The sequence below is a fragment of the Sphingobium sp. GW821-FHT02B05 genome, from assembly GCF_059421905.1.
This window is the reverse complement of record NZ_JBWKVW010000002.1, coordinates 468413-482857: the sequence shown is the minus strand read 5'-3', so window position 1 is coordinate 482857 and position 14445 is coordinate 468413. Positions and strand designations below refer to the sequence as shown.

Sequence of the window (14445 nt, the reverse complement as noted above, 5' to 3'; positions counted from 1 at the left end):
CGTCAGCTGGCCGCGCCCACCAGCACGGCGGTCGAACAATGATATTCCATGCTGCTGGTGCCGAAACACCAGATCACGTCATTGTTGAGTTGGGGCATGTAGAGCTGGGTTTCGCGATCGGTATTGTCGCAACCGCACTGGCCGCAGGCAGGCTTGCCGCAACAGTCGCGATAGGCGATCAGATAGGCCTTGCCATCGTCCGGGTTGATGCAGGTCCCGACCCAGGAGACGGGCGAAGGCTCCGACCCGGCCGGGCAGCTGTGGATGCCGCCGCCGCAGCAGGTGCACAGTGCGCCGTCGATCGCGCAATAGCGCCAATAGTCGCACTTGGTTTCGTCCTTGCTCTGCGCGGTGCGGGCAAAGGCGGTCTTGGCCTCCGGCGAACGATCGGGCTTGGCCGCTTCGGCGCGGCTGACCGGCAGTAGCGGGAAGGCGGGCGCGGCGACCAGCGCGGCCCCCAGGCGCGAGAGCATAGAGCGGCGCGAGCTGCCGCCGGCGAGCTTGCGCAGCAGCTTTTCCCCCATGGCATCGGCGTCGAACTTCTTCATGGTACGGACCCCCTTATTTGAAAATTCAGGCCGCCTGCGCCTTGAGCGAACCGATATAGTCCTGAACCGTCGCAATCCCCATTTCGTGGGCGACGATCAGGCTCTCCAGATGCTCGCGGCTGTTGACCAGCCCCTTGGACAATATGGTCCCTTCGGCGTCGAGCAGCACGGCGAAGGGGAGTTTGGCGACGCCATAGGCCTGGCCGACATCCGGCCCGTTGACGAAGGCGTAGCCGTCCAGCCCATGCTGCGCGATCATTATGCGCTGGGCCGCGACATCATCGTCGCCCACGAAGGTGAGTGTGACCCGCTCGTCCCGCGCGAAGGATTTGGCCATCGGAATGATATTCTTGCACAGAGGGCATTGGGCAGAGACGAACATCAGGAGGCGTAGCGCCGTGCCGTGGGCGTGGCCGCCGATCGTCACCGGCGCGCCGTCGATCGTGCGGGCGTCGATCCTGACGATGGCTTCGCCGACCGCCGGGCCGCCGCTGGTGGCGAGCGCGCCGGCGGGCGCCACACGAATATGCAGCACGCCGACCTGCCGCGCGACCGCCAGCAGCCCGACGCCAAGCGCCAACAGGACGACCCAGGAGAGGATCTGCGCGATGATGAGCGACGTCAGCATAAGTCTATCTCCGGTAGGCGGCGGCAGGGGCGGCGATCAGCGCGAGCAGGGCGCTGAGCAGATGGTAGGCGAGGAAGAGCGCGATCCCGCCGGCGGCGGCGGTGGCGATATCCAGCGCCGAAAAGGGCGGGGCAGGCAGCAGGCGAGGGGAAAGCAGCGCGACCAGCAGCAGATTGCGGATGACCAGCGGCCAGCCGATCGGATGACGCAGTTGCGATCGGCCGCAGCCGCAGTCGATGTGGCTGCGCCCGCGCTGGATGTTGATCGCCATCGCACCGGCGAAAAGGGCGAGCAGCAGCATGGCAAGCAGCACCGGCACCGGCGCGAGGCCAGAGATCAGGGTGGCGCCGATCGCCATTTCTGCCAGCGGCAAAATGGTCGCGGCGGGCGCCACCAATCTGCGGGGCAACAGCCGGTAATTGGCGATCACGCCAGGCAGCAAAGTACGATGGCGCAGTTTGGATATGCCCGCCTGCAACAGGATCAGGCCGATCCCGATAGCAGCCGCAAGCGCGGCGATCGCCAGGCCCAGCGCCATGGTCAGGACGGGTCCGCGACCGTGATGGTGCTGCCGCCGGCTTTTTCGATCTTGTGCTTTTCTTCCCATGTGGCGAGGTCGATGACCAAAGCAGTGCCTTTTTCCCCGTCCATGATGAGCAGTGGCTTGTCCGACTGGGTGACCTCTATATTGTTCATCTCTTCTTTCAGCGGGTGGCGCTTCACCACCTTCTGGCTGGCAAGATCGACCTCCCACACTTCCGTGCCCGACGCCTTGTGCGACCAATATTCGCCCATGTGCATCAGCACGAACAAATGGCCGGTGGCACGATGCAGCGCCATTGGCTGGCGCCCGCCCGGATACCAGTTCAGTTCCAGCGGTTTGGTTTCGCCGGGCCGGATGCCGGCGGCCGCCTGGATCGAGAAGGGAGCGGAAATGGTTGGCGCAGGACCGAGTTTAGCCGTCCATATCTGGCCGGTATAGCTGAGGAAGGTCGTTTCCTTCTTCTTGCGGTCATAGGTGAAATTGTCGAAGATCGGATCGTCGGTGGCGGAAAAAAAAGGCGCGCTGTGGGTGATGTCGGCCTTGGCGCCGGTCAGCTTCACCGTGGCGAGCGAACCGTCGCCGCACAGGGCGGAAAAGCCGACGCCTGGATTGGGCATCATGCTGGCGCAGCCGGGCAGTTCGACATTGGTGACGAACTTGCGCTTCACCAGATCGACGATGTTGACCGAGGAAGCGGGACTGAGATTATAGACGAATCCGGTCTTGCCATCGTCACTGATAATGAAATTATTCTTACGCGATCCGATGAGGATGCGGTCGGGGATGGTGATTTCCGTCACCAGCTTCAACTCGCGCGTATCATAGACCGACACCATATCCTGGCGCGTGCCGCGATCCCCCTTCGACCAGATGGTTTCAGCGACATAATAATAGCGGCCGGCCGGGTCGATCGCCATGTCGGCGAGCCGACGGGTTTCCACCATACCCTTCATCTTGCCGGTTTCCCCGTCGAATATGCTGGTGCCTGGCATGTCCCAGCCGCCGTCGATGAAGAACCAGTTAGGCTTGGGCGGTTCCATCGTCACGACGTCGGACGTTTCCGGTTCCAGCGCAGCCGTCATGTCGGCGGGCGCGGCATGGCCGATGGTGGCTGCGAACAGGGCCATGCCGATGGCAGTGGCGGCGAAAAATCCCCTGACGGCGGCATTCGACATCTGGCGTGATCCCCCTTGATCGATGCGGTGGCAAAGGACTCGTTGATGGCCTTCCCTGCGCTCAGTCGAAGGCTGGACAAGTGTCAAGAATTGGTCAAGGGGTGCAGGGCCTGTTCGGAAAATATTTTTGCGATGCAGCAATTTTAGGCAATGATTTCGTTCACGCCGTTCATCCGGAACAGGCGCAAATCGCGCGGCATGGCGGCGGCGAACAGTGCGATGCAGCCGCAGGCCAGTGTCGCGGTCGCGCCATTGGTCAATCCGCGAGGCCCCAAACCGTCCGCCAGCATCGACCCGGCCACCGGCCCGGCGATCATGCCGAGGCTGTGGATGCAGGCCACGAAGCGGCGGAAGAGCGGCCTGCCGTCCGCGGCAGCCGTCGCCAGCCCGGAAAAGCGGATGATCGTTGCGGTCGATCCTATGTTGAGCAGGCCGATCGAGAGGATGAACAATTCCGGCGCGCCATGGCGAGTCAGTGCCAGTGGTGCCAGGAGGCAAAGCGTCGATAAGAGGCCGGTCAGCGGCAGCGGCACGAGCGTGCGTTCGCGCATGACCATGAGGGCCGTCACCGCGCCGATTACCGATCCGATCGCGACCGCTGTTCCGACCACATGGTCGTCAATGCCGGCGGTGATGGCGAGCGCGCCGGCGAAGCTCCAGATCATCATGGTCGCCGCAATGAAGCAGAATAGGGCGGCGGCGAGCGCCAGCGCGTGGACCGGATGGCCTTCCCGTTCCATCGCGGTCACAGAGCGGTCAGTCGGCGCATCGGCCGACGAGGGGCGGAGCGATAATATCAGCAGCGCGACAGGTGCCAGCGCCAGCAGGCGCAGCGCAGCGGCCGGGCCGGCCATATCGCCAAAAGCAGGCAGCGCCAGCGCGACCAGGGTGGAAAGCAGCAATTGGATCAGGAAGACGGCGCCATAGGCACTGGTGGGCCGGTGGGAGGCGGCCATGCTCATGGCATGGGTGTAGGCGATGCCCATGCCAATGCCGAACAGGCCGCGCATGGCGACTAACGCCTGCAATGATTCCAGAGCGGGTGTCATCAGGCTGGCGGCCAGCGCGATCAGGGCTGCGGCAGCAGGGGTGCCTTGCGGCAAATGGCTACCACCGCGCCATATTATCACGGCCCCGATTGCCATGCCGCCCTGGGTCGCGCCGACGATCCAGCCGTGATCGGAGGGAGCAAGCCCGGTCGCGGCGGTCAGCAGCGTGAGGAATACAGGGTCGATGCCGGGCTGCAACAATGCCAGTGCTGCCGCGACGATGCAGGCTGTGTTGCGTTGGCCTGCCCGTGTGAGCGATATACGGCGTGCTTCCATGATGGCCCCCACAGCATGAACCGGCGCTGGTTGCGCCCGTGCCGTTTCAGACCATCCCTCCCGCGTCGCGGACTCAGGCCGCTTCCGTCATCAGTCCTGCAAGATCGCGCGAAGTCACCGTCTTGGCAAGATGCACGAAGGACATGGCGGCAAGTGCGGTGAAAGCCGGCATTTTGTGCGCCCAGGGCTTTTGATGGCCGAGGAAAGGGGTCGATCCCTCCATCGAGGCGCTGATAAACAAGGAAACGCTATGTACCTCATCCGCGCTCAGTGCCGGATTGATCTGGGCGACATATTCGCCGATCACCTCATGCACCTTGCTGTAGAAGAGGCGGACACGGTCAGCAACGAAATCGCTCTGGTTCGCCAGCGCCCAGAGTTCTGTAAACAAATGGGTGGTGCGCTTGGTCTGGATATCCTCCAGGCACAGGATGATGACCAGCTTCAACCGTTCCTCAGTGGTGAGGCCAGGTTTGCGCACCGTCTCCTCCAGCAGCTTGTCATAGGATTCCAGCATCTCGTCCAGCATTACCTGGATCAGCATTTCCTTGCGCGGGAAATGGTAGCTGACATTGCCGACCTTCATATCGCAGCGCGCGGCGATGCGACGCAGGGTGAAGGCTTCGGCCCCTTCATCGATCAATACCTCAAGCGCCGCCTTGAGGATCTGGCCAACGGTTTCTGACCCGCGAGCATAGATGCCGGGTCGTGAAGGAGCGATTATCATGTCACATCTGCCTTGGCGGTGTTCCTATCATGGATTGGTCTATCGCGCCACCCTTTGCACGGCAGGATAAATGAGCGCCTTGACGAATATTTGAAGACTGTCCAATATTGGGTCGTCCATAGAAGATTGGGAAGAGGCGCAAAATCCGGGGCGGCTTTCATGCAGGCGTGCTTCCCGGTCAAACGTCCACCATGTCAGGGGTACATCTGCGATGATTCAGGGTATCAAGCGCGTCACTCTTTTCCTTGTCGCGATAATCGGCCTGCCCGGAGCCGCGTTGGCGACCGGCCCGCAGACCTTCGCCAGCCGTTGTTCCATGTGCCATCAGCCGTCGGGCGCCGGCCTGCCTGGTCAGTTTCCAAGGCTGAGCGGCCGCGTGTCCGAGATCGCGACCAGCCCAGATGGGCGGCGCTACCTCGCCATGGTGCTTCTCTACGGCATCTATGGCCCGATCATGGTGGACGACAAGAAGATTACCGGTCTGATGCCGGGCATGGGGACGTTGAGCGACCAGGATGTGGCCGACGTGCTCAACCATGCCGTATCGCTCAAGAAAGCGGCAAAACCGGGCGCGACCTTTACGGCAGCGGAAATCGCAAAGGTGCGGGCCGGCGGCAAGCTGACCGCGTCGCAAGTTGCGGCGGAGCGTGGACGCCTGGCGGCGAAGGGGCTGGTCCGGTAAAAGGAACTGGCGAAGCTGCCATGCCGACGAGCATGACATTCACCAAGAACACCTGATGGAAAGCATCATCCTTTATCCGTTCCGTGTGCATGGATGGCAGGCTCATGCAGATGGTCAGGTCAGGCTGCGGTGACAATCCTGAACCCGATATGCGACGTGCCCAGATCCCGTTCCTGCGCCTGAAATGCGGCAGGCCTGAAATTGGCACAATAGTTCATGGCGCACAGATAGGAGCCGCCTTTGATCAGCCCGGTCCCGGCGCGCTGCTCGCTGGTCCATTCCCATACATTGCCGACCATGTCCCGCAGCCCGAAGCTGTTGGCAGGGAAGCAACCGACCGGCGCCAGCCCGACATAACCGTCGCGGCCGGTATCGCGGATCGGGAACACCCCCTGCCAGCTATTGGCGACCGGATGACCTGTCGGACCATAGGCCCAACTACGCGGATCGCGACCTTCCCTTTGGTCGCCGCGCGCGGCTCGTTCCCATTGGGCTTCGGTGGGAAGCGTGCCGCCCGCCCAACGCGCATAGGCAAGCGCATCCTCATAATCGACATGAATGACGGGCCAATCCTCCCGCCCGGACAGGTCGCTGCCAGGCCCTTGCGGGTGGCGCCAGTCCGCGCCTTCGCGATAGCGCCACCATGCGCCGGCATTGTCGAGGCTGACCGGTTCGGTCGGTTGGACGAAGATGGCGGAGCCGCCTTCACGTTCAGCCGCGGTGCGATATCCGGTGGCATGGACGAAGGCATCGAACTGCCGGTTGGTCACTTCATGTCGGTCGATCCAGAAGGCCGCGACTTCCACCTTGCGGCCGGGCCGTCCTGGACCATCCTCGCCCAATAACAGCGTGCCGGCCGGCACGAATACACGCCCGTCGCGGCTATCACATTGCGCGGCCAGGCCGGTCGATGGCGCCGGCACAGCCCCCAAAAGCGTTGCCGCACTGGCGGCAAGCAACGTCAGGGCTGCTATCGGGCGCCACGGCCTCATTTCTTCGCGCTGTCCTGAACCGGCGCGGGCGCCGGCATGACCACGCCCTTGGCGGTGGCATAGCTGTTCCAGTCGCCGATCAATTCCTGAAGCTTTGCCGGTTGACTGGCCGCAAGATCATGGGCTTCGGCCGGATCCTTCGCCACATCGAACAATTGCCACACGCCGGTGCCCACGCCATTGCGGGGATAGGTGGTCGCCGATGTGGGCAGATAAACGGCCTTCCAGTCCCCCTTGCGCAGCGCGCGGCGATAGAAAAGCTCGGTCCCGACCGCTTCGGTGGGCTGCCGGACCTGCGCTGCCGTACCGGCCAGCACAGGACGCAGGCTATGCCCCTGGAAAGGCAGGATCGCATGGCCTCCAAAAGTGGCCGGTTGTTCGATCCCGGCCAGATCCAGCAAGGTGGGTGCCACATCGGTCACACTGAGCATAGCGTTGGCGATCCGTTGCCCGGCAATACCCGGTCCGCTGGCAAAAGCGGTGACGCGGGTGCCGCCTTCGGTAGGATAGCCCTTGACCAGCCAGGACGGCGAACTGTTCGCCTGAGCCCAGCCGGGACCATAGCCGACATAGGAGGAGGCGTTGCCGATATTGGCGAGGCTATTGTCGATCTTGAGGGCGGGTAGCGCTTCAGGCTTCTTGCTCGCCTGGAACGGTGCATCGATGATATTGCCTTCGGGTCCATTGTCGGCAAGGAAGACGATGACGGTATCGTCGTAACGCCCAAGCGCCTTGAGCGTGTCGACGACGCGGCCGACATTCTGGTCCATCCGATCGACCATCGCGGCATAGACTTCCATCTTGCGTGCCTCGATCGCTTTTTCCTCGGCGTTCAAAGACGCCCACGGCTTCACGCCTTCCCAATCATGGGGGGTAAGGTCCGCAGGGACCAATCCCAGTTCCTTCTGACGCTTGAGCCGGGCCTCGCGCAGGGCTTCATAGCCGGCGTCATAGTACCCTTTATATTTGGCGATCACGTCGGCGGGCGCCTGCATGGGCCAATGTGGGGTGGTATAGGGGAGATAGGCGAAGAACGGCCGCTTATCCTTCACGCCTTCCTTCAGGAAACCGATCAGCCGGTCGGTGAAATAATCCGCCGAATAGCGCCCTTTGGGATATTTCACGATCTTGCCATTGTCGCGATAGGTCGAGGCGCCACCGATCGCTGCCCACGCCTTGTTCTGGTCTTCGCCGAAATGATTGCCCAGGCCCTGGAGCAGGGCATAGGAGCGTTCGAAGCCGCGTGCTGCCGGGCCGCGTTCGGGCGTCAGCCCCAAATGCCATTTTCCCGACATCAGAGTGCGATAGCCACCCTGATGCAACAGTTCGGCGATCGAGGCGACCCGATCGTTGAGATAGCCTTCATAGCCGGGCTGACCGGTTTGTTCGGGTGTCAGCGTTTCGGCCATGCTGCCAAGGCCTGCCTGATGATTGTCCACACCGCTCAACAACATCGACCGGGTCGGAGAGCAGGTGGGGGCCGTATGAAATCCGGTGAAGCGGACGCCGCCATTGGCGATCGCATCCAGATTGGGCGTTGTGATTTCACCGCCGAAGGCGCCGAGATCGGACCAGCCAAGGTCGTCGGCGACGATCAAAAGAAAGTTGGGTTGCCGTGCGGTGGCGGCCGGTGCGCCTGACGACGGCGCCTGCTGTGCCTGCTGCGCTTGTGCCGGAACGGCGCTCGACAACGCCGTCGCGGCAAATAAAATAGCTGATTTCAATATCTTGTTCACCGGGTCATCTCCCTGATCCGACTCTGAATGACCCGGCAGACCTATGCGACGGCGCGGCGGATGCGAAACAATCTATTGTCTATGAGTTTGATAGAAAAACTGTCTCGCCACAATTCCAATTAATTCTCTAGTTGCGGCATTGAGAAAGACTCAATCGTACCGGTCGCCAAAATTGGGGGTTCCATGACCACGCTGCTTCATTCCTCGTCCCTTGCCGTCCTGGCTGCCCTATCGCTCGCCGGCCTTTCCGTGACCGCCCATGCAGCTGATGCTGCATCGGTGCCGGCAGCGGCGGACAATGGCGATGTGGGTGGCGGCGAGATCATCATCACCGCGCGTCGCCGGAACGAGAAGATTCAGGACGTCCCAGTCGCCGCGAACAGCTATGGCGGCGAACAGTTGGCGGCGACCCGAACCTATAACCTGCGTGATCTTCAGGCGCTTAGTCCCAGTCTGGTGGTGACCGTGACCAATCCGCGCAACACCAGCATCAATATCCGTGGCCTTGGCAATAATGTGTCGGTCTATAATGATGGGCTGGAGCCGGCGGTCGGCGTCTATATGGATCAGGTCTATCTGGCGCGGCCAGGGCAGGCGGTGTTCGATCTGGCGGATATCGAGCGGATCGAGGTTTTGCGCGGGCCGCAGGGTACGTTGTTCGGCAAGAATACGTCGGCCGGCGCAGTCGTCGTGACCACCAAGTCGCCGACGTTCGACCCCGAATTCGGCGGCGACATAAGCTATGGCAATTATGATTTCCGCCAGTTGCACGCTTATGCCAGCGGCGCGTTGATCGACGATGTGCTGGCCGGGCGCCTTTATGTGTCGAAGACCGATCGCGACGGTTATGTCTCCAACCGCTATGACGGCAGCAAGACGCAGGATTATCATGATTTTGGCTTGCGCGGCCAATTGCTGTTCACGCCGACGGAAAATTTCAAGCTGCGCGTGATCGGCGATTACGGGTTCCAGAAGTCCCAGACTGCCGCAGCGGTGCTGACAGGGGTGATCCGCAGCTACGACAATGGCGTGAACTTCGCGAATAACTATGATGACCGTGCGACGCGGCTTGGTCTGGAGACGGTTACGGCCGCGCCGGGCGATCGGATCGTCGATGTCGATGGCAACCCGCGCTACAAGATGCGACAGGGTGGCATATCCGCGATTGCGGATCTGACCCTGCCGGGCCACAGCCTGACGTCCGTTACATCCTGGCGCCGCTGGGACTGGTATCCGCATAATGATGGCGACAGCACGCGCCTGGATGCCGGCACAGATTTCCACCAGAGCAATAATCAGCAGCAATTCAGCCAGGAACTGCGCATCGCATCCGAAGGCGATCGCAAGGTCGATTATATCGCCGGCCTCTATTATCTGTGGCAATCGATCAAGGCCGAAGCGCTGAACGCTTATGGTCAGGATGCAGCGGCCTGGTTCTTGGCGCCGAGCGTCGATCCGGTGATGGGCGCCGCCGCGCTCAACGGCTACACGATCATCAGCCACTCCAAGCCGGTGACCAACAGCTATGCTGCGTTCGGACAGACGATCTGGCACATCACACCCACGATCGACCTGACCACTGGACTGCGCTATACCTATGAAACCAAGAGCGGCTGGTTCGACCAGCAAGCCACTGGTGACGATCTGAGCGGTTTGACCGCGGCGCAACAGGCAGCCGCCCTGACCATTCGCGCCCGCTATGGCGCGGCCAACTATTATGAGGCGCATACCAAGGAAGGTCGCTTGTCCGGTCAGGCCACCCTGTCATGGAAGATGACACCGGACGCGCTACTCTATGCCACTTACGGCCGGGGCAACAAATTTGGTGGCCTCAACCTTGCCAATATCACCACGACCGGCGCCTACGCCGCCGATCCGGTCATCAAGCCCGAAACCATCAACAGCTATGAAGTGGGCCTGAAAACCAGTTGGTGGGCAAACAAGCTGACCGCCAATCTTGCCGGTTTCTGGACCGATGTCAGCGATTATCAGACGACGATCGTCGATGTCGATCGCAACAACATCTCCTTCTTCACCAATGTCGGCAAGGTCCGGACGCGCGGCATCGAGGCGGATGTGCGCGCTGCGCCTGTGTCATGGCTGTCGCTCTACGGATCGGGCACCTATACGGACGCGCAATATGTCAGTTACCCTAATGCGCCTTGCCCGATCGAGACGAACGGGCAGACGCTGTGCGACCTGTCTGGCGATCGCCTGCCGGGCGTATCGAAATGGGCTTTCTCGGCTGGCGGTGAGGCCAAGGCTGCCGTGGGCAGGGCGCTGGGTCAGGATGCGCAGGTCTATGTCGGGGCCGATTATAGCTATCGGTCCAATTTCTATACGACCGCCAGCCTGTCGCGTTACTCGCTGATCCCCGGATATAGCCTGCTCAATGCGCGCATCGGCGTACGTGCGCTCGACGGCAGTCTGGACCTTCAGCTCTGGGGCCGGAACCTGTTCGACAAGGATTATTATCAAAGCCTGTCCGCGGGCAACACCGGCTCCATCACTGGCACATTGGGCGATCCACGGACCTACGGCGTGACTTTGCGTACGCGCTTCTGACCGTTGCCGTGGGGGGAGGGCAGGCGTTCCTTTCGGGACGGCTGTCCTCTTTGCCCGAGGAGAATGTGCCTGGACCGTTCATTTGGAGTATGGGCGTTCGCAACTGCGCGGCATGGGGTCTATCCGCACCGATTTCCAGGGCCCTCTCTTCCACAACCGATAAAGTCTGTCGCCCACTATGTCGCCGGATACTCAAACGCATTGCGTGCCTCCAGCCATGGCAATCAGATATTGGGCGGTGCCAGCCATCCGCGATAATGGACCAGCCGCCCGATCAGCGGCAATGCGATCGGTACGTCGAAATGGAAGCGTTCCTCCTGCGCCCATTCCCGCGCGATCGAACGCGGAGCAAGCCAAGCCGGCAAGGGCACAGGACCGATCCACCACCGTCGCATGATCATGGTCAGTCCGTGGGCGTCGCTAGGAAGATCGAAGGCGAAGCGAAAGGGGCCGAACCGCTCGACAAGCCAGCTGCCGTGCTGGCTGAGATGGCTTTCGAAACGGCGGCCACCAAAATCGCGCGTCCAGACTTCGCGGCCATCAATTTCCCGGAAATGGACGTGCAGCTGGTGAAGGCCGGGTGTAGGAAAGCCCACGATCCGTGCAATATATCTCGCGATCAGGTTTGACGCGCCCATCACCTGCGCTTCTCCCGTCGCGCCGCCGTCGCGAAACACATCATGGATGGCGCGCATTTGGGGAGGGAGTTGCGCGAAGCGATCTCCCATGACCCGCGCATAAAGAGGTGGCGGAGCAGGCTGCTCTTGCACCTCGTGATGGATCGCCAGCTTTCCGAACGCTTCGGCATAATCGGCGAGCGTCAGCGCCTCTCCGGCATCGCGCGCACCTGCAACTTCCTGTCCTGACACGATCCGCGCCACGATGGGCACCACGGATAAAGTCGGTATTTCCGGTCCATCGCCCCGGTCGGCGATCAATGTCCATCGGCGCTCGACCTTCCGGTCGGCTACATCCCCGAAAAGGCGCACGATCATTGCGGAGCGATCACTGCCCATCGAGCGGGTGAGAGATTGGAGAGGGTGAAGAAAGCGTGCGAACGGCGCGAGCGACTTGATAAGGCCCCAACGCACAAACCAGCTGATGAGCCAGAGCGCCCAATTTTGGAACCAGAGCTCGGTACCCGCCCGAAAGCTGACGGCGGGGCGCCCCTCCAGCCTTTCAGGCAGAAGAGCCAGATCTGGTACATCGACAAGGGCTATCTGCCGTCCTGTAATGGCTTCCACCCCTGCGCAGTGGAACGTGGCGGCATGGATATCCTGCCATCCAAAAGCCTTGGCCCATTTCTGACCGCGCCAGATGCGCATGGGTCGACCGACCTGGCCCAATATGGCGGCGGATACCGCCGGACCCGCCGTCGCCTGGTTGGACGCGCTGATGGCCATTTCGACCGCGCGCACCCGGTCCATACCATCTGCCAGATGCCGCACCGCCGCTCCCGATAACGCCGGTACGCTTGAGGCGCCGGAAAGCAGAACGACGTTTGCCGCTCTTGCCTCGTCGTCCAGCGGCCGGATTCCGCATACGAAATCGCGGCTGTCGGCGATGTCTATATAGTGAACCCGCGCTGCGATGCAGGCCTTGGGAATGCTGTGGTCCATCGCCTGAAACGGGCCGGAAGCATCCACGACCATATCTGGCTCATGCTCCGCCAGGGCTGCGGCTATCTGGCTGCGATCAAAGGCCAGAGGGGTGAGGCTGGGCGCGTTCCCGCAAAAGGCGCGGGCCTTGTCGATGGATCGTCCGGTGACCAGCACATGATGTCCGGCGGAGGCGAGACGCGACGCGATGCGTTTGCCAAAGCCGCCATAGCCGCCAAGAATCAATACACGGCTCACAGGATGCGGCTGGCCTGCTCTGCCGTCGGTATCCAGCAGGTCGATCGCTGACCGAACAGGCGGTAACGGTGGCGCGCGATCCATCGATAGACCGGATCGCGCAACCAGCGCGGCACGATCCGCAATGCGCTCAGCCCATTCCAGGGACGATCCAACCCGGCCCATATCGCCAGTACCGCCTCGCTGTCGCGCAAGGCGCGACCGTCTTCCACCACGATCAGGGTGTCGGGATTGGCCGGGTCGATCCCGAACTGGTGATAGAGCGCGGCCCCAACTTCACCCTGCATGGATGCCAGCCGGAAACGACCGGCGCGGTCGTGGCGCAGCACGAATGCGGCGTTGGCGGAGCAGAGGACGCACATCGCATCGAAGACGATGATCGGGCCATCATTGTCGTTCGGGACGTCCGTCATGCGGCGTTTGCCACGGGCGCGCCGATGGTCAGGTCGGCGTCCAGTCCCAAAGGCGGTAGTGGATTGCCCACCAGCCCGCTCACCATCGCTGCCTGTATGGTGGTGGCGGGCCAGAACCTGGACAATGGGCCCACGATACGGTCGCGGACCAACGGTAGCAGGCGGCTGTCCGACTGATAGACTGGCGTAAACAGCGCAGTGAGCCATTGATAGGTGCGTATGTGACGGCGGCGGAGGCTTATGGCATGCCGGACGCCGTCATCGACATGATCCTTCTGCGCAAGCCCCATCGTGAGTGCCCATGCGTCCAGCAACGCCATATTGGCTCCCTGCCCCAGCTGCGGACTGGCGGAGTGCCAGGCATCGCCGATATGGACCAGCGCCGGTTCCGCCGGACGGGACAGCGTCCGATGCGCGTAGCGAGCGAAGGTCAGTTGATCTGAATGATGAATCTGATCGAGCAACGGCATGGTCTCAGGCCAGAGCGCCGCGACTTGCGCCTTCCACGGCGCCAGTCCGGCGTTGCGCCAGTCGTCCAGCCGATCCGCACGCAGCGACCAGAAGAAAGCAGCCTTGGGCGCTGCTGCCCCAGGCGGCGTACCGATGGGGAGAACCCCCGCCATGACACTGGCGCGTTCGTAACGCTGTGTGAGTGTGTTGGGATCGACGGCGCCGTTCGTCGGCCAATCCAGGCTGGCCCAGAGCGCGCCATAGGCCAGATCCTGGCCTGTGGGCGGTGCCAGCGGCGTGCGCGTACCCATCGCATCGACGACCAGATCGTAGGAACCGCTCGTCTCGCCACCGGCAAAGCATAAGTGGCGCTTCGTTCCAGCCAAAAGGCTGCCGGTCAGCGTGCGCCCGGTATGCACTGCAATGCCCGATCGCAGGACGGCGTCGTGCAGGATCGCAAACAGGCTGGCGCGATGAATGCCAATGCCGAACCTATCGTGGCGGCGCAGGGCCGCATAATGCACGTCCAGGACGATCCGATCGCCCGCTTTGCCAAATAGCCTATCGACGCGCGACCCTCCCGCCATTGCTGCATCCAACAGTCCCAATCTGGAAAGGACGGCCATGCCCGTAGGCTGGATCATCAGACCGGAACCGATAGGGCGGGGTGTATCGAACCGTTCGAACAGCGTCACATGATGCCCGGCACGATGAAGCAGCAGCGCCGCTGCCAGTCCGCATGGCCCGCAGCCCGCGATCGCAATATCCAGCCTTCGCATCGTGGCTGTCTAGCCGAGGCAATGC

At 62.2% G+C, this 14445-nt stretch carries 13 protein-coding genes; 2 read left to right on the top strand and 11 right to left on the bottom strand.

The genetic code is table 11. From position 1 onward, the window contains the following. Window positions 1–2 precede the first annotated feature (2 nt). The 6 genes from AC07UX_RS11820 to AC07UX_RS11795 all read right to left on the bottom strand — a co-directional run bounded on the left by AC07UX_RS11820 (window position 3) and on the right by AC07UX_RS11795 (window position 4947). Window positions 3–548 carry a methylamine dehydrogenase light chain gene (locus AC07UX_RS11820; RefSeq protein WP_495192196.1) on the bottom strand — a complete coding sequence of 182 codons (546 nt, stop codon included), beginning with the start codon at window positions 546–548 and terminating at the stop codon, window positions 3–5. A gap of 25 nt (window positions 549–573) precedes the next feature. After that, the gene (locus tag AC07UX_RS11815; RefSeq protein WP_495192195.1) at window positions 574–1176 is read right to left on the bottom strand and encodes a thioredoxin domain-containing protein; all 603 of its coding nucleotides are present in this window, start codon (window positions 1174–1176) and stop codon (window positions 574–576) included. 4 nt (window positions 1177–1180) lie between these two features. Then, the gene (locus tag AC07UX_RS11810) at window positions 1181–1714 is read right to left on the bottom strand and encodes a MauE/DoxX family redox-associated membrane protein (protein ID WP_495192194.1); all 534 of its coding nucleotides are present in this window, start codon (window positions 1712–1714) and stop codon (window positions 1181–1183) included. 2 nt (window positions 1715–1716) lie between these two features. Further along, complete coding sequence (locus AC07UX_RS11805; RefSeq protein WP_495192193.1) at window positions 1717–2895, bottom strand: amine dehydrogenase large subunit; 1179 nt, start codon at window positions 2893–2895, stop codon at window positions 1717–1719. Between the two features lie 143 nt (window positions 2896–3038). Next, window positions 3039–4220 carry an MFS transporter gene (locus tag AC07UX_RS11800; protein ID WP_495192192.1) on the bottom strand — a complete coding sequence of 394 codons (1182 nt, stop codon included), beginning with the start codon at window positions 4218–4220 and terminating at the stop codon, window positions 3039–3041. Window positions 4221–4293: 73 nt separating this feature from the next. Continuing rightward, a complete protein-coding gene (locus tag AC07UX_RS11795) occupies window positions 4294–4947 on the bottom strand; it encodes a TetR/AcrR family transcriptional regulator (protein ID WP_495192191.1) in 654 nt (217 codons plus the stop codon). A gap of 211 nt (window positions 4948–5158) precedes the next feature. Here AC07UX_RS11795 and AC07UX_RS11790 point away from each other — a divergent pair, with 211 nt between their 5' ends. Next, window positions 5159–5629: a c-type cytochrome gene (locus tag AC07UX_RS11790; protein ID WP_495192190.1), complete on the top strand. Its 471-nt coding sequence runs from the start codon at window positions 5159–5161 to the stop codon at window positions 5627–5629. Between the two features lie 119 nt (window positions 5630–5748). On the opposite strand, the gene AC07UX_RS11785 is transcribed toward AC07UX_RS11790, so the two are convergent. After that, a complete protein-coding gene (locus AC07UX_RS11785; RefSeq protein WP_495192189.1) occupies window positions 5749–6621 on the bottom strand; it encodes a formylglycine-generating enzyme family protein in 873 nt (290 codons plus the stop codon). Continuing rightward, entirely contained in the window at window positions 6618–8312 is a 1695-nt protein-coding gene (locus AC07UX_RS11780) for an arylsulfatase (RefSeq protein WP_495192288.1), read from the bottom strand. Before AC07UX_RS11780 ends, AC07UX_RS11785 begins: the two co-directional genes overlap by 4 nt. A 228-nt stretch (window positions 8313–8540) precedes the next feature. On the opposite strand from AC07UX_RS11780, the gene AC07UX_RS11775 reads away from it, so the two are divergent. After that, window positions 8541–10922 carry a TonB-dependent receptor gene (locus tag AC07UX_RS11775; RefSeq protein ID WP_495192188.1) on the top strand — a complete coding sequence of 794 codons (2382 nt, stop codon included), beginning with the start codon at window positions 8541–8543 and terminating at the stop codon, window positions 10920–10922. 224 nt (window positions 10923–11146) lie between these two features. Here AC07UX_RS11775 and AC07UX_RS11770 read toward each other — a convergent pair whose 3' ends face one another. The 3 genes from AC07UX_RS11770 to AC07UX_RS11760 are packed head-to-tail and all read right to left on the bottom strand — an operon-like array spanning window position 11147 to window position 14420. Further along, window positions 11147–12778, bottom strand: a complete 1632-nt coding sequence (locus tag AC07UX_RS11770; protein ID WP_495192187.1) for a saccharopine dehydrogenase family protein — start codon at window positions 12776–12778, stop codon at window positions 11147–11149. Further along, window positions 12775–13191, bottom strand: coding sequence for a thiol-disulfide oxidoreductase DCC family protein (locus AC07UX_RS11765; protein WP_495192186.1), 417 nt, complete (start codon window positions 13189–13191; stop codon window positions 12775–12777). The genes AC07UX_RS11770 and AC07UX_RS11765 overlap by 4 nt, the downstream gene beginning before the upstream one ends. After that, window positions 13188–14420, bottom strand: coding sequence for an FAD-dependent oxidoreductase (locus AC07UX_RS11760; RefSeq protein WP_495192185.1), 1233 nt, complete (start codon window positions 14418–14420; stop codon window positions 13188–13190). Before AC07UX_RS11760 ends, AC07UX_RS11765 begins: the two co-directional genes overlap by 4 nt. Window positions 14421–14445 lie beyond the last annotated feature (25 nt).